This is a genomic window from Mesorhizobium sp. M0195 (genome assembly GCF_040322115.1).
GTDB lineage: Bacteria > Pseudomonadota > Alphaproteobacteria > Rhizobiales > Rhizobiaceae > Mesorhizobium.
On sequence record NZ_JAMYSV010000017.1, the window covers coordinates 42,250 to 62,873 of the forward strand.

Below are 20,624 nucleotides of genomic sequence, written 5' to 3' on the forward strand. Positions count from 1 at the left end.
GCGCGGCTGTTAAGCGGGTTTTGAAATGGCATCTTGGCTCGACTTCAAACCCGAGTTGAATGATGAATGCACACGCCGCCTTTGGGCCCTCCGGCTTCGTCCCGACGAAGCGTCATCGGCAGTGGGCCCAGAGCACGCCGCAACTTGTGCTCTGCCGGCGCGTGATCGACGAAACGCACGATGTGAAAACATTCGTTCTCACACCCGTTTCAGATCGGATGTTCTGCTTCAGCGCTGGCCAGTATGTTCTGGTGCACCTTACGATCGACGGTGCCGCAGTGACGCGCTCCTACTCTGTTTCGTCACCGCCGACGCGACCGCTCGACCTGCAGATTACCGTGAAACGAACGCCGGGCGGGCTCGTTTCGAATTGGCTGCATGACAATTTGAAGCCCGGCGATGGGATCGAGATCGAAGGGCCGCTCGGCTCGTTCAATCTCGACGATCTGCCGCACGGAAAGTCCCTTTTCCTTTCGGGTGGCAGCGGGATAACTCCCGTCATGTCGATGCTGCGCGCATTTACCGACCGCGCAGCCGACCAGGATATCCACTTCATTCACAGTGCGAGAACGCCGGACGACATCATTTTTCGGCTCGAACTGGACGCACTTGCCGCTCGCTTTCCCAATCTTCAAGTGACTTGCATTTGCAGTCAGGAAGACCCAGCCTGGACCGGTCCAACCGGACGCATTAACAGTCAGATGCTCCTGAACCTGGTTCGCGATCTCCACAGCCGCACCGTTTTTGCCTGTGGGCCGGAATCCTACATGAAGGCGGCACGCGGCTGCCTGGCCGCAATCGGCCTCGCCCCTTCACAGTATCATGAGGAGAGCTTCGGAGGCGGCAACAATTCGCGTTCGGTACTGGCTTCAGAGATTTCGTCTTCGGTCCGCTTCGCCCGCTCCGGCATTGCGCATCACTGCGCGCCTGGAGAGACCTTGCTCGAAGCGGCGCGCCAATGTGGCGTCTACGTCCCGACCGCCTGCCAGCAGGGAGTTTGCGGTACGTGCCGGATCGCCAAGCTGTCCGGCGAAGTCGTCATGGATGACGTAGGCGGGCTGACCTTGGAGGACAAATCGGCAGGCTACGTCCTGGCGTGCTGCAGCCGCCCACAAGGCGACGTTTTGCTTGATCTCTGATTGTACCGCATCGCGGGACGACATCGGGTCAGCCTTTGCATTCCACGACCAAGCCATACTAATGCGACCGCAAGTGATTAGCGTTTCGGAACCTGTTTTTCCGCCTACCACTTTCATCAGCGAGATCGTTTTGTACATGATCGCCAAGGGATGGGTGCCCAATTGGCTGCCTTTGCAACCAAGACAAAGGCAAGTGGTGGTCAGCCCAGCCGGATCCTTCGCAGCTACTCGGATGGGGTGGCGAACCCGGTGACTTACAGCATCAAACGATGTCTGCCCGACTCGTAAAGTTGTCCGAGCCGAAAGGTGACGCCCCGCCAAACTAGGAAGCCGATCTGACAACAGAAGGCAAGAGCTCCTGGATCATCCCTTGCCCGCGCGGTCCAACTGCGGCCACCCGATGCTTCGCAATTGAATAGCCGCTTCCCTCAACTCGCAGGGGACTCCCGGCGTCGGATTGAGGCAGGCCTAAGTGTTGGCAGCGGCCTTAGTATAGAGGCAATGACTACGCTCTCAAGTTGGAGCGCCCAAACAGAGCCACGGAAAAGCCGTTCATCGGAACCCGGATCTCATGAGATCCGGAGCGTCCACTCTCCGCCACCGCAATCGAAATCCGTTGTTTGTGAATATCCAAACCAACAAATCAGGTATCTTCCATGAGGCTCGTCTCCTATGCATGAGGCCCTGTGCCGGCCAGCCGGCTTAACTACTTGCCTTTTTTGAGGGTTCGGCGCCTCGATGTTCCGGCCTAGGCGGGGCGTTCGGCTCCCAGGTCTTTTGCTGACTTGTCGTCGCGCAAACCTTTGAACGCACCCTGCCTAACATTGCCACCGCGTGTCCAGCCCGCCATTTCGATTTCTGCAACAAGTTCCGGTCTGGTCCAAAATACGGCCGGATCTTCTTTTGGGGCTCCATTGCCGGCGAAGGGCGACGTCTTAGCCTCGGCAGCCTTTAGACGTGGGAGAAGCTGCTTGACCTTCGCCTTACTGTAGCCCGTCCCTACCCGGCCAATGTAGGCGAAATGGTCACCGCGATTGACGCCAACCAACAACGACCGAAACTTGCCGTTGGTGGATGACCACCCCCCGATAATCACTTCATGGCCAGACCGACATTTTGATTTCGCCCAGCCATCGCTTCTGCCCGACACGTACACCGCATCGATCTTCTTCGAGATGATGCCCGCAACTCGCAGGGCCGCATGACCGCTATTTGCGAAGTGTTCCACATAACGGACGAGCTGACTGCCCTCCCCATGATGAACATTGCTTAGCATCTGTTTCAGGCGCTCCTTCCGGGCGCAGAGCGGCATTTGCCGCAACTCGCCAGCGTCATCGAACAATATGTCAAAGGCAAAGAAGACAAGGTCATTGGTTCTCCTCAGCGACAAAGCGGCCTGTAGGGCGGAAAAATCCGGCGCTCCGTTTTCGCCATGCGCCACGATCTCGCCATCGATGATGACATCGGGAAGGCTTGACGCCTCTTTTGCAATTGCCGCAAACTTGTAGGTCCAATCCAGGCCTTTGCGCGTCTTCAGCGTGACGGCGCCGGCTTGAACACGCAGCTGGATTCGATAGCCGTCGAGCTTAATCTCGTGGACCCACTCGCGCCCACCAGGGGGTCGGGACAGGGTCTCGCACATTTGAGGGGCGATGAACTCCGGCATTCTTGCCTCGGCAGTGCGCGAGGCAGCTTTCCGGTGGGGCTGGGACGGCTTTGCTTTTTTGGTAGCACGCTTGTCCCTGGGTGCGCCCGGGTTACTGTCCCACACGACGCCGCCACTGCCTGCTGCGAAGCCGCTCATCGCAAAAGGTTTTGTGCCTGCACGCTTTCCGGCGCCGATCGTCGCCACAGTTCGGCCGGAGGCCTCCGCCAAGACCGCTTCGCCATCACCGTCGCGAGCTTGTTGATCGCTATGCTTGATCAGTAGCCAGTTTGATCGTTTTGCTGCCATGGTGCGCCGAGCATGCGTCCTCGTGGCGGCAACGACGGCAAATGCGGTGAAGAAGAGAATGCCTGGATCGGCGCCGCCACCTGACACTGAGCCGGCAACTATGCTGGCGAGGGAAGCGTTTCTGACGCTCGTCACGACTGCATCGGTCTCCGGGTCCACCCATTTGCGTACCCGGCCCATTCCGCGGACGACGACACCGAGCATGATGGTCATCAGGAGCGATCCGAAGACGCCAAGCTGGGACAGAACTGCGATCGGCCAGCTCGATGCCCTCGAACTGCCGAAACCGACGCCAAGGCCACTGGTGTCCAGGAAGGATTGCAGGCTCTTGATGTTCCAGTAGGTGCGCTCCTCGCCGGAGGCAGAATCCGCCTTGTTGATAATGGTGGCGTTTATTAGCTTGACGAACGGTTCTAGGAGCTCGGCATTGTAGAGGCTGATGCCTATTATGGCCACCACGCCTGTGGCCATTAGCGCGGTTATCAGTATCTCCTCGCGCTGAACCTTCCCCCTGAGGACCGAAAGCAACGTCGAGAAGGCGACCGGAATGCACAGGAGAATCAGACCAGCGTAGGCGGTCGATGATGTCGACAGAATGGTCAGGAAGAGCAGGACGCCTGCCAGCCACTGGGCAAGGCGTGATTTAGTCTTTCTCCAGTACGTGTAGCAGAATGCCAAGCAGGCGAGGGAAACGCCAGCGAAGGAAGAGGCCTCCGAAAAAGGTCCCGTGATCCGAACGAATCCTGCCTCGACCGCCTCCGTTATAAGGGCGTAGTTCGCGGTTCTGATCGGGGAGAGCAAATCTCCCGCCCCAGCGTTCTTGCCAATGAAATCGACCAGCCCCATGCCTGTGTGCAGACCGCACCACAGAAAGAAGCCGCGGCGGACCTGATCGATCCTGTTGGAGTGCAGCAGCAGCGCACAAAGCGCGATGGCGGTGAGCCCGCCAAGAATGAAGTAGCCCGTCTGGGAAACGTTGCCCGAAACCGGCGCGAGAGAAGCTTCGACGACGGCGCCGCGGGTTTTCGACTGTACGAAGACGGCGGTCTGTCCTGCGAAGAATCTTGGAAACAGCCATGCTCCGATGATTGCGTACGCTATGAGGCTCGTGAGAACCCAAACAGGGCGGATGCTTCCGAATACGCTGCCAAGGTCGAACCAGATGCGACGCCTTGCAGTAACCGCCATGACGAGCAGGGCCGCAAACATGGTGTAGATCAGTGGAGATGATCCACCTAAAAAGGTCAGGGTCATGAGGGCCGTCGCGCCGAACGCCTGGGAAGCTATCAGGCCTATGATCAGCATTCCCCTGGAATAGTAGGCAACGACCAAAATAGCCGCGCACACCAGCAAGCCCGGTAAAGAGACCTGCATTGTTGATCGGCCCTCCCGCTTGGTTTGGCCCTGGTGTGCGCACGCAGGACGCTGTCCGACGGCTCATCTTTCGGCAGGTGGGTATTCCGGGCAAGAGAGCCAAAGGGCGTAGCCTAAGATCCCGCAACTGCAGGACGCGGCAGGCACTCCTCCTTACGGTGGATACTCGGAGGCTTAACCGCCCTTGCAACAGTTTACCTCATTCAAACAGACGAGGACAGTGGGCCAGCCTGCCCCTAGGGTAAGAGGTCGTTCTGTCGAAATTATCCGGGAGATAATGGAGATTACATGGAAGGTGATGGGAAATAGAAGCAACCTCGTGATACTCCATGCAAACATTATTGCAGTTCATAAGCTCTCATCCCATAGGGGGGACATTGTCAAAGAACGAGTGGGGGAACGACGATTTTCTCGGTATTACCGCAAAAATCTACAAACCCCATTCGGTGATATGCCGCCAGGATGACGACAACAGCGAGATATTCATCGTAAAATCGGGTTGGGCCATCCTTTACCAGGGATTACTGGACGGAGAACGGCAGATCATCGACACTCCTCTTAGGGGGGACATTGTCGGTTTCCGTGGTGCGGACGGACCCCGTCTAGCGTCACTGGCGGCCATAACCGAACTAGCCGTTTATGAAATTTCCAGTAAGGAACTGGTAGAGGCGATCTTGTCGGACGGCCGCCTCGGCAAGAAGATCGCCTACTCCCTGGCCCGCCTGAACGCCATCCTTGCCGAACATCTTATGAATACCGGGCGGCGGAACGCGATGAGGCGCACGGCCCATTTCCTGCTCGAGTTGGAGGAGAGGCTCTCCATGGTTGGGCTGTCGGCCCATGGAAGATATGATTGTCCCCTTACCCAAAATGAACTGGCCGACATTCTTGGAATGACCACCGTTCACGTCAACCGAACATTAAGGGAACTTCGCAAGGCCGATCTCGTCTCTTTCAAGTCAGGCCATGTAGAGGTGATCAACCGCAAGAAGCTGGTTGAAACAGCCGGATTCGATAAAGAGTATCTCAGGTAACGGGTATCTCTGTTCGAGCGGCAGCGCATCGGCCATCAGTAAATTTTCCGCTGGGAGACACGACGTTTGCGGACAACTGGTCGTGCGCCGCATACCTGGCAGGGAGCGTATGTCTCGACGGCGGCAGCCGCGACGGCAACACGGTCTGTCGCGAGGACCGGCGCGCTGCCGAAATATCTGCAAGTGCCCACATAGTACGGGTAGACCAAGCGTTCTCGAGCTAAAGCGTTGGGCCGCTTGGCCATCGCCAGCAGGCAGTCGAACGTCGATCGCTAGTGCCTGCGGCGGTCCATGCCTGCGTCTTCAGCCAGATTGCAGTCCAGCTCGGCATGGGATTGTCTGAAAATTATGAAAAGACAACCTATGTTAGAGACTGCTTAATAATAAACCTTACACTTCCCAAGCTGGTCTCGCTGAGGGCGGAGAACTGCAAAAGGGTTTAGTGGGGTAATCGAGCCTCGACCTTTCACAAGGCGTGGTATCAAACCTTCAATGCTAGGGAATGAGGATACTATATCGGCCGCCGCAAGGCGGCTTGTTCGGGAAAGAGTGGGTATTGATATGGATTCCACAGCAGAACTGCATAACTACACTTCGGCCAATCGGTCAGGAGTTCCTTCCGACGGAACGGAAAGCGTCCGCGGGCAAGCAGGCAGGGAATGTCTCCTCATCCTGGACGGAAGAGCCTTAGACCGCGAGTGTCTCGCATCGGCTCTCGTGGACCACGATCTCGGCATGCAGGTCGTCGCCATGGGTTCGATCGGCGAATGGCGCGTGAAGAAGGGTTCGGCCCTTCCCCTTGCAGCCATACTCTTCAACCTTGGCGGCCGGAAGGTCACCGATCATGGCATCGCAGACGAGATCAGTCATATTTCGTCCGAGTTCAAATCAGTTCCTGTGGTCATCCTGGCCGACACCGAAGAGCTTGCACAGATACTGACCGCTCTCGAATGCGGCGCACGCGGCTACATTCCGACCTCAGTCGGTATCGACGTCTGTGTCGAGGCTATCAACCTTGCGGCAGCGGGCGGCATCTTCGTGCCAGCGAGCAGTGTCCTTTCCATGCGGCACCTGATAGATTCGGGCAGTCGCGACACGCAGCCTTTGACAGGCATGTTCACGCTCAGGCAGGCCGAGGTTGCCCAGGCGCTTCGGCGCGGCAAGGCGAACAAGATCATCGCCTACGAACTGAATCTGCGCGAAAGCACCGTGAAGGTCCACATCCGAAATATCATGAAGAAGCTGAAGGCGACCAACCGCACGGAAGTCGCCTACAAGGTCAACGATCTCCTCGCGGAAGGAACTCTGGCTCAAGAGTGACCCAGGCATAATGCTGCCTGCCTTGGGTCCCGGAAGTCGAAGGGCCTCCGTCATGGGTCTTCGGCACGATCGTCAGTTTGCCCAGTTGAGCGTAAGTCGGGTTAATTGCTGCCGCGGAATCGGCCGCTCAATCTGCAGTCTAAGCAGGCTCGGGATAGGTGTGTCTGCCAACCCATCGTATGGCCTCCTCGATCGTGTCGAAATTCTTGTGCTGCCCGCTCAGCAGCCCGAACCCCGTCTCGAGAAACCATTTGCCTTTCGTGGAGTAGACTTCCTCGTCGATCTGGGTAAGGACCGCCACCAGTTGGTCGCGTTTCCACACCAGAACTCCGGCTTCTCCGCCCTCGACCGTTCCGATCCGACTTCGCTGAACGACAATCCAGAAGCTATTTTTGCTTTGCCCATTTTGATGTGAACCCCTCAAATTCAAAATGGTAGTAAAAATTCGTTATATTTAATGTATGTATTCTTTTTCTTATCAACTCAGGCGGTGAATACAAGCTGTTTCACTCGATCAATTCGTTGATCCACCCTTATTCACAGGAGAATATGGGCCAACTGCTAAAGAATTTTGATCTTCCGGAGCGTGAAGGCCTCGGCGAAATGCTCTGGTGCTCGGCATTCCATTCCGCGCAACCTCGCAAGCCCGGCGAATGTCTCGCGGTCGAACCAGTCCTTGGAGCGCTGCGTCCCGAAATGTTCGTAGAGGAGCTCGATCTTGCGCTTCAGCACGTCGGCCGTGAGCGGCACGTAGGCATTGGGCTGGCAAAGGTCGCCATCCCATTTCGGGATCTCGTACTCGAGCACTAGATGATCGCGGAAGACGTTCCAGGTCAGTTGGTTAACCTCCCGGTGGTCCTGATGGGCGTCGAACCTAGCGTGGGTTAACACCACGTCGGGATCAACCCGTGATCTTACATCCGTCAGCCACTGCTTGATCGATCGGCTATGGGCAGGGAAGTAGCTGTCTTCGAAATCCGCAACGTCGACCGTGGACGAGCTCGATCCTTCGAGGAATGCTTCGGCCGAAGCCCTGGCTTCCGCGACCCGTCGACCGCCTGCGCTCAGCACGCACCAGCGGACGTCTAGTTTGACGCCCGACGCGATCAGGCCGAGTATCGTGCCTCCCGCACCGATTTCGATGTCGTCGGAATGGGCACCAAGGCAGAGGATCGAGAGTTCCTCCCCGCGACGTGCGAGGCCAAGCCCCCTCATGATACGGCCAGCAGCACATTGCGCCTGTTTTTCTCGGCGGTGACCTTCATATTCCAGGGCATGTCGCCCTTTTCGACCATGTCTTCAAGTGATTGCCAATCGCGCAGCGTGTCCATCGAACGCCAGAACCCTTCGTGCTTGTACGCCATCAGCTTGTTGTCAGCGATGAGTCGTCCGAAGGGTTCGAGAACAAGTTCCTCGCCGTCGCGTATGTAGTCGAAGATTTCGGGGCGGAATACGAAGTAGCCGCCATTGATCCAGATCTCCGACGTTTCCGTCGTGCGGAACTCGCGCACGCGGCCGTCTTCCGCGATGTCGGCCAAGTGGTATGTCAGCGGCGCGTGCACGGCAAGGAAGCAGCCGATCTTGCCGCTGGCCTCGAACTTCGCGATCATATCGTCGAGGTCGACATCGGTCAGGCCGTCGGAGTAGTTGGCCAGGAACATCCTCTCGTTCCTGACGTGATCCCGCGCGGCCCAGAGGCGCTCTCCGATGTTGCGCCAGATGCCCGTGTCGAGCAGGGTAATGCTCCAGTCCTTGACGATGTCGCCAAGCAGCTTCACGTCCTGGCCACCATGCGTGACCACGCAATCGGAAAAGGTCTGTGGCCGGGTGTTCAGAAAGAAATCCTTAATGACGGTTGCCTTGTAGCCCAGGCACAAGACGAATTCGTCATGTCCGTAATCGCTGTACCACTGCATGACGTGGCGCAGGATCGGCTGCTGGCCGAGCGGAATCATCGGCTTCGGTATGCTTTCGGAATAGTCCCGGATCCGGGTCCCGCGGCCTCCGCAGAAAAGGATGACTTTCATCTTGGTAACTCCGATGAATCGATCACTGTCACGAAAGGGATTGGCACCACGAATTTCGCGCCCCAAGCGGCGACATGGTGCATCTGCTGGACGATCTCGTCCTTCAGGTTCCACGGAAGGATTAGGATGTAATCTGGCTTGGCCTGATCGATCGCGTCGATGGGCTTGATTGGGATGTGCATGCCCGGCGTGAAGCGGCCGTGCTTATATGGATTGCGGTCCACCGTGAAATCGAGGAAGTCGGTGCCGATAGCGCAGTAGTTGAGCAGCGTGTTGCCCTTGCCAGGCGCGCCGTACCCGCAGATCCTCTTGCCTTCGTTTTTAGCCGAAATCAGGAACGCTAGGAGATCTCGCTTCGCGCGCTGCGCCTTGTAGCCGAAGGAGGTGTAGGTCGTCATTACAGTCAGCCCGTGCCTCTTTTCACGGTCGAGGAGTTCGCCGACATTGTGATCCACGGCCCAGCTGCTGCCCTCGTTGGCGAGATAAACACGCAGCGAGCCGCCATGGGTGGGCAGTTCCTCGACATCAATGAGCCGCAACCGGTGGCGGGCCGCCATCAGATCGATCGTCAGCAGCGAGAAATATGAAAAATGCTCGTGGTAGATGGTATCGAACTGGTTCTCGGCCATCAGCCGCTCGATGTGCGGGAACTCGAGAGTGATTACGCCCTCTGGTTTGAGAAGGATTTTCATTCCCGCGACGAAGTCGTTGAGGTTCGGCACCTGCGCCAGGACGTTGTTGCCAATGATGAGATCGGCGTGAAGCCCTTCGGTCGCCATTTCATTTGCCAGCCGCGCTCCAAAAAAGTCGACTCGGGTAGGCACGCCCTTCTCGACCGCAGCGCGCGCAACGTTGGCCGCCGGCTCGACGCCAAGCACGGGAACGCCGAGCGGCAGGAAGTGCTGCAGCAGGTAACCGTCGTTGCTTGCCAGTTCCACCGCAAAGCTGTGAGTTCCAAGCCCAAGCCGCTTCGTGATCGCCTCGCAATAGGCTTTCGAGTGGGCTACCCAACTTGTCGAGAAGGAAGAGAAGTAGGCATATTCGCTGAAGATGGTCTCGGGGCTCATGTACTCCTTGAGTTGCACCAGGTAGCAGCTGTCGCAGACCAGTACTTTGAGCGGGTAATAGAGTTCCATCTGGTCGAGCTGGTCGGCCCGCAGGAAGCCCTCGCAAGGAGGCGACATGCCTAGATCAACTAGCGTGTGGCACAGGCGCGATCCGCAAAGTCTGCAGCTGGCAGTCCGGCGTGCCCCGTTATGCTCGCGAACGATTTCGACAGCCTGAATGTTCATTCCGTGCTCCTGTCCCGCTGGTTTGAAAAGACGGAGACCCATTGGCCTGACCAAGAACCTTTGCCGCCGCGCTCCGCAGGAGGTGCTTCTTTTATGGCAGCGGCAGCTTAGGACGGTGCGCGCGCGGGTTCGATTTGCCAATCCGTTGGGTTGCCTTAATCCTAATAGGCAAACCGTAGGGGCAGTGAAGCCGCCAAGACCCTCGATCGGGTAAGCGACCGGCCCGGCATACCGCCATTGGAGAAGCCACCTAAGACTTAGGTAGCTCTTCCAGCCCGAGCGGGCGATGCCAACAATTGGACTGCCGGTCCTTACCCGGCAACTGGGGCTAAAGTTGACATGCAGTTTACCGAAACGGAGCTGAAGGGTGTCTGGCTGATCGAACCGACGCCGGTGATTGACGACCGCGGTTCCTTCACCCGCCTGTTCTGCGAAAAAGAAATGGCTGATTGCGGGCTGGTGACGCGCTTTGTCCAGCACAGCCGCGCTCATTCGGTCGAAAAGGGAACCCTCCGGGGGCTGCATTATCAAGAGGATCCGTATGCCGAGGTAAAGCTTGTCTCCTGTGTCCGCGGCGCGATTTTTGATGTCGTCGTGGACTTGCGCCTGAACTCGCCGACGCGCTACAGCTGGCTGAGTTTCGAGTTGACGCCCGAAAACATGAAACAGGTCTACATCCCTGCCGGGTTCGCCCACGGGCTCCAGACCCTGACGAACGATGCCGAGGTCTCGTATCTCATATCGCAGTTCTATACACCCCACGCATCGAAAGGCGTCCGCTACAGCGACCCCGCCATTTCGATAAACTGGCCTTTGATGCCGACCTCCATGTCGGAGAAAGACAGGACGTGGCCGCTGGTCAAGAAGCCGGTCCCCTAATGAACCGAAAGACTGGAAGCGAAAGGTTCAACAGCGCTCATGGAGGCCCCTCGGCCAGGAGACCGTGATCTGACAGTAATCTCGCGGCGCCGGCCAATTCCCTGAATGGCAGACCCGAGCACTCCGCCATGGAAAGAAGCGAATGCTGTCCGTCGGCGAGATTGAGCACCCAAAGCAGGGACATCGAGGTTGCTCCCGAAGACTTCTGCCCTCCCAGGGCTGCGTAGAGGCCGCGTCTGCCGAGCTGTGGTTCGCCCTTGGGAAAAAGGTTCGAAGGCGTCCAGTCCCCTTCGACGATGTCGATCACATCCGTCAGAATCCGGAAGGAGTCTTCCAGGTGCTCCGGGCCGATGAAGTCGAGATTGTCCGCCGACGTGTGGTATTCGGGGAAGGTGCCGTGGACGCTTCGCTGAAACATGCCGACTGGAAGATTGAAGCCCGGCGAACAATATTGCCTCTCATCATAGCCGTAAGGGGAGAAATCCATCAACTTTGCCCCTGCTTCCTGCCCGAGCACATGGGCCATGGCACGGTCGATGAAGGCGTCGCCCTGACGACTGCGCTTATATGCCGGGCTAGCGGCATCGCCAACGCATGACAGCACCAGACCGTGGTCGATCAGATGTGTCCGGTCCTCGTTGAGCGACAGCCATGCGATCGAGCCGATCGTGCCCGGAGCGAACAGGAAGCGGTAGCTGTATCTTGTTTTCCTTGCCTTCAGGCTTCTAGCAAGGGTTGCCAGCAGGGCCAGGCCTGAACAGTTGTCGTTGGCCAGTGACGGGTGGCAGATGTGTGCCGAAAGAAAGAATTCCCGCTCCGTCTGCCCGCAGTGCAGGTATTCGCCGTAAGTGAGACTGCCGTCCTTGAGTTCAGCATCGATCTCCACCCGATAGAGGCCGTCGGGCATCTTGGCGACACATTCGTAGGCCACGCAGAAGCCCCATGCCGGGGCGTAATAGCAGGTGCGGTATGGGATCACCTCTGGCTGTTCAGGCAGCGTATGGATGTGCGGCCGCAGTTCGTCGAGCGGCAGGACTCCCTTGAAGGGTACGCTGTAGTTGACGACGTGCAAGTTGGAGTCGGCGAAATCCACGACCGTTTTCCCGTCCGGGCCTGTGATGCTCGCCGAGCGGATGTTCCACTCCCTCGGAACAGTCCAGTCGAGCACCTGCGTCCCGGTGGGCACTTCGTGCCTTTCCAAATCAACGTGTCCCGATAGGATATCCAGCGTTTGTCGCACCCCATCTCCGGTGATGCTCCTGCAGATCGGAAAGAGACGTTCGACCAAGGCATAGATTTCCTGGCCGACGCCGATAGAAGACGGCCGCGGCCCGAGTCCGTAGGGGTTCAGGTGTTCCATTCCCATTACTCGGCTGCGACATCCAGCGTTGTCGAACGTTCAGCGACCCGCATGCGCCCGACTAAAAGTCCGTTGGCCAAAAGATACCGGATATGGCCGATGCGCTGGAAGCGGGGCCCCTCGAATTCCTCGAGAGTAACATTCGACTTGCGGTAAGCTTGGTAAAGCTGCTCGGCACCCTTACGCGCATCCCATTGCGGCTTGAAGGCAGGCAGGGTACGCGCGATTTTGTCGAAGCTGACGCGATAGGATCGTTTGTCGGGTCCAGCATCGGACGCGAATTCGAGTCGGCAGCCCGGCACGACCTCGGCGACGATCTTGGCTATATCGCGGATCCTGTAATTGTGATCCGTCCGACCCACATTGAAGGCTTCGTTGTGAATGATCTCGCGCGGTGCTTCCAGTCCGGCAATAAACGCCCTGGAAAAGTCCTCGATGTGGACGATCGGCCGCCACGGTGTCCCGTCGGATTTCAGGAGGATCACCCCTCTGGTAACGGCCCAGGCGACAAGATTGTTCAGCACAATGTCGAAGCGGAGCCGGGGCGACAGCCCGTAGGCCGTGGCGGGCCGGAAATAGGTCGGAGAGAAGCTGCTGTCGGCCAGTTCGGAAATATCCCGTTCGGAAAGCACCTTGGACCAGCCGTAGGGCGTAACCGGCTTGAGCTCGCCCGTTTCGTCGACCATTCCGTCGCCCGCCTGTCCGTAATTGCTGCACGATGACGCGAAGAGGAAGCGCGACACGCCCGCCTCCTTGGCCGCCTTCGCGAAGCGGACGCTACCCTTGTGATTGATCTCGTAGGTGATGTCTGGATCGAAGTCGGACAGCGGGTCGTTGGAAAGAGCCGCCAGGTGAATGACGGCGTCGAATCCTTCGAGGTCGCGCGCTTGCACGTCCCTGACGTCCTTTTGGATGGACGGGACGGAAGCCTGCTCTCCTCCCCAAGCAAAGGTGCAGCGCCGGTACAGGTCGCTATCGTAGCCTGTTACCGAATGCCCAGCACGGAGCAGCATCGTCACCATCACCGAGCCGATATAGCCTTGATGACCGGTTACTATGACTTTCATCGCACACCTCTTCTCGGGCGGATATGATCACGCAGAGGCTACGTGGGCTGAGAGGAGTGGGGGAGAACGCCAATGGGCGATCAGGATGCCCCGTTGGACGAAGCCTTACCGTCGGCTACCTCTTTCGGGCGGTGAGCCCCTAGTCCTTTCGACGGCTTTTCCGTCAAAGAATGGTCGAGAGCAGGAATTCGTGCTGGACTTCGAGGCTCTCCCTGAATTTTTCGACGCTGTTACGGACCCTGCGCGCATGTTCTTTCCCGATGCGCCACAAGCCACTGCCTGATCAAGATTTCGACATCGAAGCTTTCGACGCGCTGGCAAAATTCTGACGGAACCGCTCTGACCGGGCAATTGGTCGTTCTTCAGCGTATAGCCCAGTGATATCACGGGCTTTCCCGCCATCAGGGCGGCCACAATACTGGAAGCGGATCGCCACCACGAGATCGGTCAGGGCGAGTTGGCCGAAGACGTCGCGAAGGGAATGGACGGGTGGGCACGAAAGCCCTTGGGTATCAGTTTCGCCCAGGGCCGCCAGGACCGCCTCGACCGCGGGAGTATCACCTTCGTCGCCTGTGCGAGGGCGGACATTGTAGCCGCTGGCCAGGAGGTAGGTGACGAATATCGCTACTTTGGCAAATAAGATTCAGAGATGCCCAGCCCGCGCTCCTCGAAACCGCACCAGCCGCGGTAGTTCATTACGCCGACACCGACCGTGAGCGGGTGTGAAGGGTCGGCATTGGCAGATTGCGGAACGGGCAGCGTGAAAGCGAGATCGGGATCCATCGACTCCCGGCTGGTGTCGACGCCGACGCTTGCCATGAATTCCCTCGAGGCAGTGTCCCTGTAGCTCCGGTAGTCCGGCATGCGGGCCGCGCTTGTTATCAGCCATCGGCTGACGCGATGTCCCACCGGCCCGGCACCTACACTGACAAAAGCAATGCGCGTTCCGCGAGATGCGCTGCAAGGCACCATTTGAAGACGTCGAAGGGCATGCCCAACGGGCGGTCGCCGAAATAGTCAAGGATTCCCGTTCCAGGCACGACTATGACTTTCGCCTTGCGGATGTGCCGGACTGCACGGAGGAGATCCATCACCTTGCGGGGGATTTTCAGGAAAATGCAGTCGAGAAGGCCGGCGATCCCCTCTCCTCTCGCGATCCGCGCGTTGGGTCGCTTCTCCTTGAGGAACAGAGCATGGATTCGGGCGAGCCGTCATTGCCAAGGTTGCCGCAGCCGAACAGGCCCAAGATGGCGATGCCCGGTTCCCTGCCGCCGGCGGTTGCCGCTGCCTCGCCTTGCGGTCGTGGCAAGGCCGCGACCTCCCGTGGCTCACGTATGGCGCTCATTGGCTCTGCTCACTCAGGGTTCGGCACCGTGGAGGTTTCGCGGATGGCGGCGTGCCTGGATTTGAACTCCGCCGAAGTGATGATTCCGAAGGCCACGGCCTCACGCGTCATGGAACCCGCACGCAACTGGCGGGTGTAGCTTTCCAGTCCGTAACCGTCCGCGGGATGGTTCAGAAGCAGCAAATACAAAAAACCGACATAGTCGCGGTCCGTTAGGCCGATCGTGGCATATCTGGTTTCGTATTCGTCCGAGCGCATCATTTCCATGATCATGTCGGCGAGTTTGGTGTCTCCGCTTTCAAGTGCCGCCGACCATTGATTCACGCTGGCCGTGTCGCCCTTGTGGCCAAGGATGAGGCAGTAGACGAAACTTGCCTGCCGCACCTGCGTGGACTGGTCTGCAGCCATGGTCTCGGTGTCGCAGTCCCGATGCGGCTTGGTCAGCGGCAAAGGACCGCGGGTGAAGTCCCGTACCGTCTTGTAGGCAGGCTTCGGTTCACCGGTCACCCATTTGCCATCGGAGGGACCCACGAGCCTCACCAACCCCATATTGGCTTCGAAGCTCGGGGCCCAGTAGGTCTCATCGAGCAGTTCGTAGATGTGTGCGGCCTCGACCTTGTACTTCTCCTTGAGTTCGCGAAGCCGCGTCATTGCCTGCTTGATACCGTCGGCCTGCTGCCGCTCGCTGCGCTGACTTCCGGAAGGATTGTTGAATTCGGTGACCCAGATCGGCTTGCCATAACCAGAAATTTCGCGGAAAGCCCATTCTGGATCTTCGCCGTACATGTGCCAGACCGAGATATCCCAGGCGATCCCGTCGTGCTTCATCCGCGCGAACGCGCCGGTGTGGCCCCATCCGGCGGTGCCCAACGCCTTCCTGATCCCCGGGTCGACCTCTGTCATGCCGTCGGACAGGCCTTTGAGGACGGCGCTCACCTTCACCCAGCGCGGGCCGAAGTAGTCGAGCGTTCCCGTTCCTCCTGCCGGCCCCCATCCACATGGATATTGCGAGCCGTCGTCGCGTTTCTCACAGGGCTTGATGATGGCATAGTTCTCCATCTCGTTACCGAGTTCCCAAACCCGAATGTCGTTCTTGAACCTGGTGCCGAGGGTGACCGCCAGTCTCCGGGCATTCCCGTAGAGCTCGTCCGGGTTGTCCTTGTCCAGGTCGACTCCGGGCGTGATGAGGGGCAGGATCTCGATCCCTCTCGTCTTTCCCGCTTCGACAAGGTGGGCAAGGCTATCTACCTGGTCCTCTGCCGTGACGTTGACCCGGTACGATTTGAGGCCGAGATCCTTGATGAAATCGAGTTGCCTTTCGACCGGGATGCCCGGATAGGAAACTATTGGATGGCCATTGATGCCCCAGAGGAAATCGGCGGATGCAGGCGCAGCTGTTGCGAGCAGGCAGGCCGCAGCGATTGCAAGACGAAACGACACGGCACACGGGCCTCCCTACCCCACTTCGAAATTCGGGATAGTGGGGATTGCGTACGCTGGGCGCAATTTGCTCATACGGTTGAGTGGAAGCTCTCGTTACCGCTTTAGACGGTGTTCATTCTCTAGCCTATTTGGACGGCATGACCTTTAGACGGTGTTCATTCCCTAGCCTATTGGACGGCATGACCTTCACCCGGTTTGTCAGACTATCCGAGCGGGACGCAGAGGAAGTGAAAGATTCTGCGATTTCTGTCTGCCGGATCTCTTTAAAAGCGCGTTGCGCCTGGCAAGATTCACGCGGGGTACTTCAAGTCTCTGTTTTTGTGCAATGCTTGCGGTTGGCACTCTGGTCCGCTGCACTAATACTTGGTCCATACGAGGCGGCACGACCTCTCTTATCAGCCCGTTCAAATACCTCGGAGAATACCACTCGGATCCGAGAGAGAACATCCTTTCTCCTGAAAAGATGAGCAACGGGAGGGAGGACTGCCAAATGCGGCGACAGGCTGAAGGCGAACTTGAACAGACCAAAGGCCTCACGATACCTACCCCGGATCAGATGTGATACGGCCGACCAGTAGGCATCACAGGCCAAACTCACTCGCGCGAGCATAAGCAACTTGCCTGATTGGTTTTTGACCATGCTGTAGGACGATAAGAAGGTCTCGATGGCCATATACACGGAATCCAGTCTAAGCTTGAAGTCCTGCCAGTAAGCGCTCGAAATATTGCTCCTGTGCTCCCTTCGGATTCCCTGAATAGTATTTGTCTCAGCAACATCCCCGATACTGGCCAGCCGCATCAGCATCTCAAGGTCATTGGTGAACGGCAATTCCCTGATGTAATAGCCTGCACGTTTCTGCGCGACCGTTCGTACCAATATGAACCCGACCGGCCGTTGCAAGGGGCGGCGGCAGACATCCTCTATATATTCTGATCCAGAAATAATTGTCCAAGCCGGCGGCTCTGCAGCGGTCAACTCGGTCGGCAGAGCACCCTCGACATTAAGGATTTGTGCCCCCCCTTGCGCGACGGTTAGTGTAGGATGTTTCTCCATTATAGAGATGGCACGTGACAGACTGTCGGGCACAAGAATATCGTCGGAACAAAGTATCATAAAGTAATCCGCTCTCGCCTGGTCGATGCCTTCGTTCATGGAGGCCATAAGCCCGACATTGACCGGATGGGCGATAACTTGGATCCGCGGATCGGCGGCCGCTAAAGCACGGGCTACCTCGAGGCTGTTATCAGTCGACGCGTTGTCTATGACGAGCACGCGCAAATTCTCTACATCCTGCGACAGCACACTTTTGATACAGCCGGGCAGGAAGCGCCCGAACTGATAGTTCGGAATGACTACGTCGACGCTGGGCATGAGCACACTCCAGATTATTGCACAGCGTCGGGAAACCGCTCCGCACTAGCGATCCGACATCTTCGCACCGAGCCGCTTTCGGTGGTCAGGAAACTTCTGCGTGGGCCCACGTTTGCATCGTAACAATAGGATAGCTACTGGTCCACTCAATCAAAAGTGGAGGGTAGCTACCGCTAATTCGGGGCCGGCTGTCAGAGTCTAGAGATGGTATGGTTTTGACACTAGGCAAATGACATTGTTCCGGAGCGCGCTGTGAACGGGGGTGCTGCATGTCACTGAGGGTCGGAGACTGGGTCGAGGTGCGGTCTAAGGAAGAAATCCTTCGTACACTCGACAAAAATGGTCGGCTTGAGAAGCTCCCTTTTATGCCACAAATGTTTCGATATTGTGGCCTCCGCTTTCGTGTTTACAAGCGCGCGCACAAGACGTGTGACACGATCAACTTTGCTGGCGGACGTAAGTTATCCGGCGTCATCCATCTTGAAAAACTGAGGTGCGACGGCAACGCGTTTGGAGGCTGTCAGGCGGCGTGCCTGGTTTTCTGGAAGGAGGCATGGCTTAAGCCTGTGGACTCGCCGTCCTCGAATGGGGCTGTCTCGCTTCCGACTAAGATGGCGGACGGAACGGGTTGCACAGAAAGCGATGTGCTGGCTGGTGCGCGCGCCAAGAATCAGCCTTTGTCGGGTGGTCCGAGATACTCATGCCAAGCCACAGAACTTCTGGAGGCGACTACCCCTCTTCCTTGGTGGGATGTTCGGCAATATGCGGAAGACTATGCATCGGGAAATGCCGGCGCATGGCGCCTCTTCGCCGGGTTCGTCTATGCAACGATATTCAGTTGCTATCATTACACGCGCCGTTTAGGCCTCACCAGGTTGTCCTTGGGTGTCAGCTGGGTTTATGACAAGGTGCAGCACCTCTATGGTGGCGTTCCTTTCCCGCGATATCGGGGATCAATCCCTACCGGCCAGCCGGTTCCGACTGTCAAGCTTGATCTCCAACCCGGCGAGTTGATCAGGGTTAGATCCTATGAAGAAATCCTCGCGACCTTGGATGCCGACAACAAGAGCCAGGGTCTTACTTTCGATGCGGAGATGGTTCCCTATTGCGGTCATATCTTCAAAGTCAGATCACGCGTGACAACGTTCGTTAATGAAAAGACCGGACTTCTTACCAATCTCAGAGGGCCGGCCGTTATCTTGGAGAAAGTCTGGTGCAACTCGCGGTATAGCGATTGCCGGATGCAGTGCCCAAGAGCCATCTATCCTTGGTGGCGAGAGATATGGCTCGAGAGGGCCTCTGGCGACATGACTGATCAGAGAAGGCACGCGCAGACCGCTCAAACGGAGCCAAGCGCACATGCAGCCAGTGATACATGACCGACAAGACCCCGACCGCGAAAGGCGAGCGCCGTAACCTTAAGAGCGAAGCCATTCAAAGTGGCGTTGCCAGGATGGTGAGCCAGGGCGCGAACCTGATGCTCAGGGTGGGCTACATTGCCACATTGGCACGCCTGCTCAGCCCTAACGATTTTGGTCTGGTCGCGATGGTGGTGGCACTCACAGGCATTTTGGATGTCTTCACCACCGCCGGGCTTTCCTCCGCGACAATCCAAAGGCATGAGATTTCGTTCGAGCAGGTCTCGGCCCTGTTCTGGATCAATGTACTGGTAGGGATCCTCCTCACACTGGTCTGCGCCGCAAGTGCCTACCTCATCTCCACCTTCTACCATGAGCCGCGCCTGCTCTGGATCACCATCGCGATCGCTCCAGGTTTCCTGCTTAACGCGGCCGGTGTGCAGCATGCCGCTCTGCTGGAGCGCAATCTGCGTTATGTCACCCTGAGCGGAATCGATACAGGCGCCCTGTGCCTGGGCATCATGGCCGGTGTGCTGCTGGCGTTCCGTGGCGATGGGTACTGGGCACTGATCGCCCCGACCCTTATCTCACCGGCGGTCAGCAGCCTGGGCTACTGGATCGCCACTGGGTGGATTCCTGGACTCCCTCGGCGCGGCGCCAATATCGGCTCGCTCTTGCATTTCGGTGGAATTGTCACGCTGAACGGCCTTGTCGTCTATATTGGCTACAATGCCGAGAAAGTCCTTCTCGGGCGGTTCTGGGGCGCCGGATCACTTGGATTATATGCCCGGGCCTTCCAGTTGATCGGCATTCCCACGGCGACCATCAACAGCGCCGTCGGTGCGGTACTGTTCTCGGCGTTATCGCGGATGCAGCATGATCCCGCGCGGTTACGGAACTTCTACCTCAAGGGATACTCGATCGTCATCGCGGTAACGGTTCCCATCACAATGTTCTCGTTCCTGTTCGCACACGAAATCATCACCGTGGTGCTAGGCTCGCAGTGGACGGAGGCGGCGACTATCTTCCGGCTGCTCACCCCTACCATCTTGGTGTTCGGGATCATCAACCCCACATATTGGCTGCTCATCTCGACCGGCAGGCAGAAGCGCAGCCTGTATCTGGCCTTTGCCATCGCCCCTCTCGTCATCGTTTCCTACTGCGTCGGGATTTCCTTCGGCCCCGAGGGAGTGGCTCTGAGCTACTCGACGGCGCTGCTGCTCTGGCTCTATCCCCACCTGGCGTGGAGCCTGCATCGTACGCCGGTTTCAGTCGGGGATCTGTTGCGGACGATCATGAGGCCGTGGATGTCCGGCATCGTGGCCTCGGCGGGTGCGCTGGCAGTCCAGCGCTATCTCGGCCCCGAGGTTCCTTCGCTTCTGCGGCTCGTGGCGGGAGGGGTGGTCCTGACCAGTATCTACGGATTCGTCTTGCTGTTCGTGTTGGGGCAGATCAAGCTGTTCCAGGATGTGCTGCTGAGCTTCCGAGGCGAGGCGCGGGCCGGCGCTTGAGGCAGTTGGCAATGGCGAGGCCTGGCGCGCAGGATGAATGTCTTGGCTGTGGAAACACGCCTTCGGATCGCCTGACGTTTTGGATAGATTGGCGCCGGGCGGCGAAACTCTTACTGCCCGAGAGAAGCCCCTAGGGGTAGGACATGGCT

The 20,624-nt window shown here is 58.0% G+C and carries 16 protein-coding genes; 6 read left to right on the forward strand and 10 right to left on the reverse strand.

Going from position 1 to position 20,624, the window contains the following annotated elements; translation table 11 throughout:
- Positions 1-182: 182 nt before the first annotated feature.
- Positions 183-1,139 carry an FAD-binding oxidoreductase gene (locus tag NKJ12_RS25270; RefSeq protein ID WP_352705749.1) on the forward strand — a complete coding sequence of 319 codons (957 nt, stop codon included), beginning with the start codon at positions 183-185 and terminating at the stop codon, positions 1,137-1,139.
- Positions 1,140-1,887: 748 nt separating this feature from the next.
- Here NKJ12_RS25270 and ligD read toward each other — a convergent pair.
- Entirely contained in the window at positions 1,888-4,467 is a 2,580-nt protein-coding gene (gene ligD / locus NKJ12_RS25275) for a non-homologous end-joining DNA ligase (protein ID WP_352705751.1), read from the reverse strand.
- A gap of 377 nt (positions 4,468-4,844) precedes the next feature.
- On the opposite strand from ligD, the gene NKJ12_RS25280 reads away from it, so the two are divergent.
- Both NKJ12_RS25280 and NKJ12_RS25285 read left to right on the forward strand, forming a co-directional pair.
- The gene (locus tag NKJ12_RS25280; RefSeq protein WP_352705754.1) at positions 4,845-5,501 is read left to right on the forward strand and encodes a Crp/Fnr family transcriptional regulator; all 657 of its coding nucleotides are present in this window, start codon (positions 4,845-4,847) and stop codon (positions 5,499-5,501) included.
- A gap of 561 nt (positions 5,502-6,062) precedes the next feature.
- The gene (locus tag NKJ12_RS25285; RefSeq protein WP_352507591.1) at positions 6,063-6,821 is read left to right on the forward strand and encodes a LuxR C-terminal-related transcriptional regulator; all 759 of its coding nucleotides are present in this window, start codon (positions 6,063-6,065) and stop codon (positions 6,819-6,821) included.
- A 139-nt stretch (positions 6,822-6,960) separates the two neighbouring features.
- Here the strand turns inward: NKJ12_RS25285 and NKJ12_RS25290 are convergent, their stop codons facing one another.
- The 4 genes from NKJ12_RS25290 to NKJ12_RS25305 form a co-directional block, all read right to left on the reverse strand.
- Entirely contained in the window at positions 6,961-7,143 is a 183-nt protein-coding gene (locus NKJ12_RS25290; protein ID WP_352705756.1) for a hypothetical protein, read from the reverse strand.
- A 239-nt stretch (positions 7,144-7,382) separates the two neighbouring features.
- Complete coding sequence (locus NKJ12_RS25295; protein WP_352507554.1) at positions 7,383-8,036, reverse strand: PIG-L deacetylase family protein; 654 nt, start codon at positions 8,034-8,036, stop codon at positions 7,383-7,385.
- Positions 8,033-8,848 carry a sugar phosphate nucleotidyltransferase gene (locus tag NKJ12_RS25300; RefSeq protein ID WP_352507553.1) on the reverse strand — a complete coding sequence of 272 codons (816 nt, stop codon included), beginning with the start codon at positions 8,846-8,848 and terminating at the stop codon, positions 8,033-8,035. Before NKJ12_RS25300 ends, NKJ12_RS25295 begins: the two co-directional genes overlap by 4 nt.
- Positions 8,845-10,140: a methyltransferase domain-containing protein gene (locus NKJ12_RS25305; protein ID WP_352705759.1), complete on the reverse strand. Its 1,296-nt coding sequence runs from the start codon at positions 10,138-10,140 to the stop codon at positions 8,845-8,847. The genes NKJ12_RS25300 and NKJ12_RS25305 overlap by 4 nt, the downstream gene beginning before the upstream one ends.
- 339 nt (positions 10,141-10,479) lie before the next feature.
- Here NKJ12_RS25305 and rfbC point away from each other — a divergent pair, with 339 nt between their 5' ends.
- Positions 10,480-11,019 carry a dTDP-4-dehydrorhamnose 3,5-epimerase gene (gene rfbC / locus NKJ12_RS25310; RefSeq protein WP_352705761.1) on the forward strand — a complete coding sequence of 180 codons (540 nt, stop codon included), beginning with the start codon at positions 10,480-10,482 and terminating at the stop codon, positions 11,017-11,019.
- Positions 11,020-11,056: 37 nt separating this feature from the next.
- On the opposite strand, the gene NKJ12_RS25315 is transcribed toward rfbC, so the two are convergent.
- From NKJ12_RS25315 to NKJ12_RS25335, 5 genes are all read right to left on the reverse strand, one after another.
- Positions 11,057-12,379: a DUF4910 domain-containing protein gene (locus tag NKJ12_RS25315; protein ID WP_352705763.1), complete on the reverse strand. Its 1,323-nt coding sequence runs from the start codon at positions 12,377-12,379 to the stop codon at positions 11,057-11,059.
- A gap of 5 nt (positions 12,380-12,384) precedes the next feature.
- Positions 12,385-13,446 carry an NAD-dependent epimerase/dehydratase family protein gene (locus tag NKJ12_RS25320; RefSeq protein WP_352705765.1) on the reverse strand — a complete coding sequence of 354 codons (1,062 nt, stop codon included), beginning with the start codon at positions 13,444-13,446 and terminating at the stop codon, positions 12,385-12,387.
- Between the two features lie 624 nt (positions 13,447-14,070).
- The gene (locus NKJ12_RS25325) at positions 14,071-14,418 is read right to left on the reverse strand and encodes a polysaccharide pyruvyl transferase family protein (protein WP_352507548.1); all 348 of its coding nucleotides are present in this window, start codon (positions 14,416-14,418) and stop codon (positions 14,071-14,073) included.
- A 382-nt stretch (positions 14,419-14,800) separates the two neighbouring features.
- On the reverse strand, positions 14,801-16,231 hold the full coding sequence (locus NKJ12_RS25330; protein WP_352705768.1) for a DUF4214 domain-containing protein: 1,431 nt from the start codon (positions 16,229-16,231) through the stop codon (positions 14,801-14,803).
- A gap of 307 nt (positions 16,232-16,538) precedes the next feature.
- Entirely contained in the window at positions 16,539-17,606 is a 1,068-nt protein-coding gene (locus NKJ12_RS25335; RefSeq protein ID WP_352507546.1) for a glycosyltransferase family 2 protein, read from the reverse strand.
- A 269-nt stretch (positions 17,607-17,875) separates the two neighbouring features.
- Here NKJ12_RS25335 and NKJ12_RS25340 point away from each other — a divergent pair, with 269 nt between their 5' ends.
- Together NKJ12_RS25340 and NKJ12_RS25345 are read left to right on the forward strand one after the other, a co-directional pair.
- Complete coding sequence (locus NKJ12_RS25340) at positions 17,876-18,985, forward strand: hypothetical protein (RefSeq protein WP_352507545.1); 1,110 nt, start codon at positions 17,876-17,878, stop codon at positions 18,983-18,985.
- Positions 18,982-20,475, forward strand: coding sequence for a lipopolysaccharide biosynthesis protein (locus tag NKJ12_RS25345; protein ID WP_352507544.1), 1,494 nt, complete (start codon positions 18,982-18,984; stop codon positions 20,473-20,475). Before NKJ12_RS25340 ends, NKJ12_RS25345 begins: the two co-directional genes overlap by 4 nt.
- Positions 20,476-20,624 lie beyond the last annotated feature (149 nt).

What these genes read in the sequence shown, in the direction of transcription:
- ligD (WP_352705751.1), bottom strand. Translation starts at nt 4,467, where the DNA reads ATGCAGGTCTCTTTACCGGGCTTGCTGGTGTGCGCGGCTATTTTGGTC.
- NKJ12_RS25285 (WP_352507591.1), top strand. Translation starts at nt 6,063, where the DNA reads ATGGATTCCACAGCAGAACTGCATAACTACACTTCGGCCAATCGGTCA.
- NKJ12_RS25295 (WP_352507554.1), bottom strand. Translation starts at nt 8,036, where the DNA reads ATGAGGGGGCTTGGCCTCGCACGTCGCGGGGAGGAACTCTCGATCCTC.
- NKJ12_RS25300 (WP_352507553.1), bottom strand. Translation starts at nt 8,848, where the DNA reads ATGAAAGTCATCCTTTTCTGCGGAGGCCGCGGGACCCGGATCCGGGAC.
- NKJ12_RS25305 (WP_352705759.1), bottom strand. Translation starts at nt 10,140, where the DNA reads ATGAACATTCAGGCTGTCGAAATCGTTCGCGAGCATAACGGGGCACGC.
- rfbC (WP_352705761.1), top strand. Translation starts at nt 10,480, where the DNA reads ATGCAGTTTACCGAAACGGAGCTGAAGGGTGTCTGGCTGATCGAACCG.
- NKJ12_RS25315 (WP_352705763.1), bottom strand. Translation starts at nt 12,379, where the DNA reads ATGGAACACCTGAACCCCTACGGACTCGGGCCGCGGCCGTCTTCTATC.
- NKJ12_RS25320 (WP_352705765.1), bottom strand. Translation starts at nt 13,446, where the DNA reads ATGAAAGTCATAGTAACCGGTCATCAAGGCTATATCGGCTCGGTGATG.
- NKJ12_RS25325 (WP_352507548.1), bottom strand. Translation starts at nt 14,418, where the DNA reads ATGGTGCCTTGCAGCGCATCTCGCGGAACGCGCATTGCTTTTGTCAGT.
- NKJ12_RS25335 (WP_352507546.1), bottom strand. Translation starts at nt 17,606, where the DNA reads ATGCCCAGCGTCGACGTAGTCATTCCGAACTATCAGTTCGGGCGCTTC.
- NKJ12_RS25340 (WP_352507545.1), top strand. Translation starts at nt 17,876, where the DNA reads ATGTCACTGAGGGTCGGAGACTGGGTCGAGGTGCGGTCTAAGGAAGAA.
- NKJ12_RS25345 (WP_352507544.1), top strand. Translation starts at nt 18,982, where the DNA reads ATGACCGACAAGACCCCGACCGCGAAAGGCGAGCGCCGTAACCTTAAG.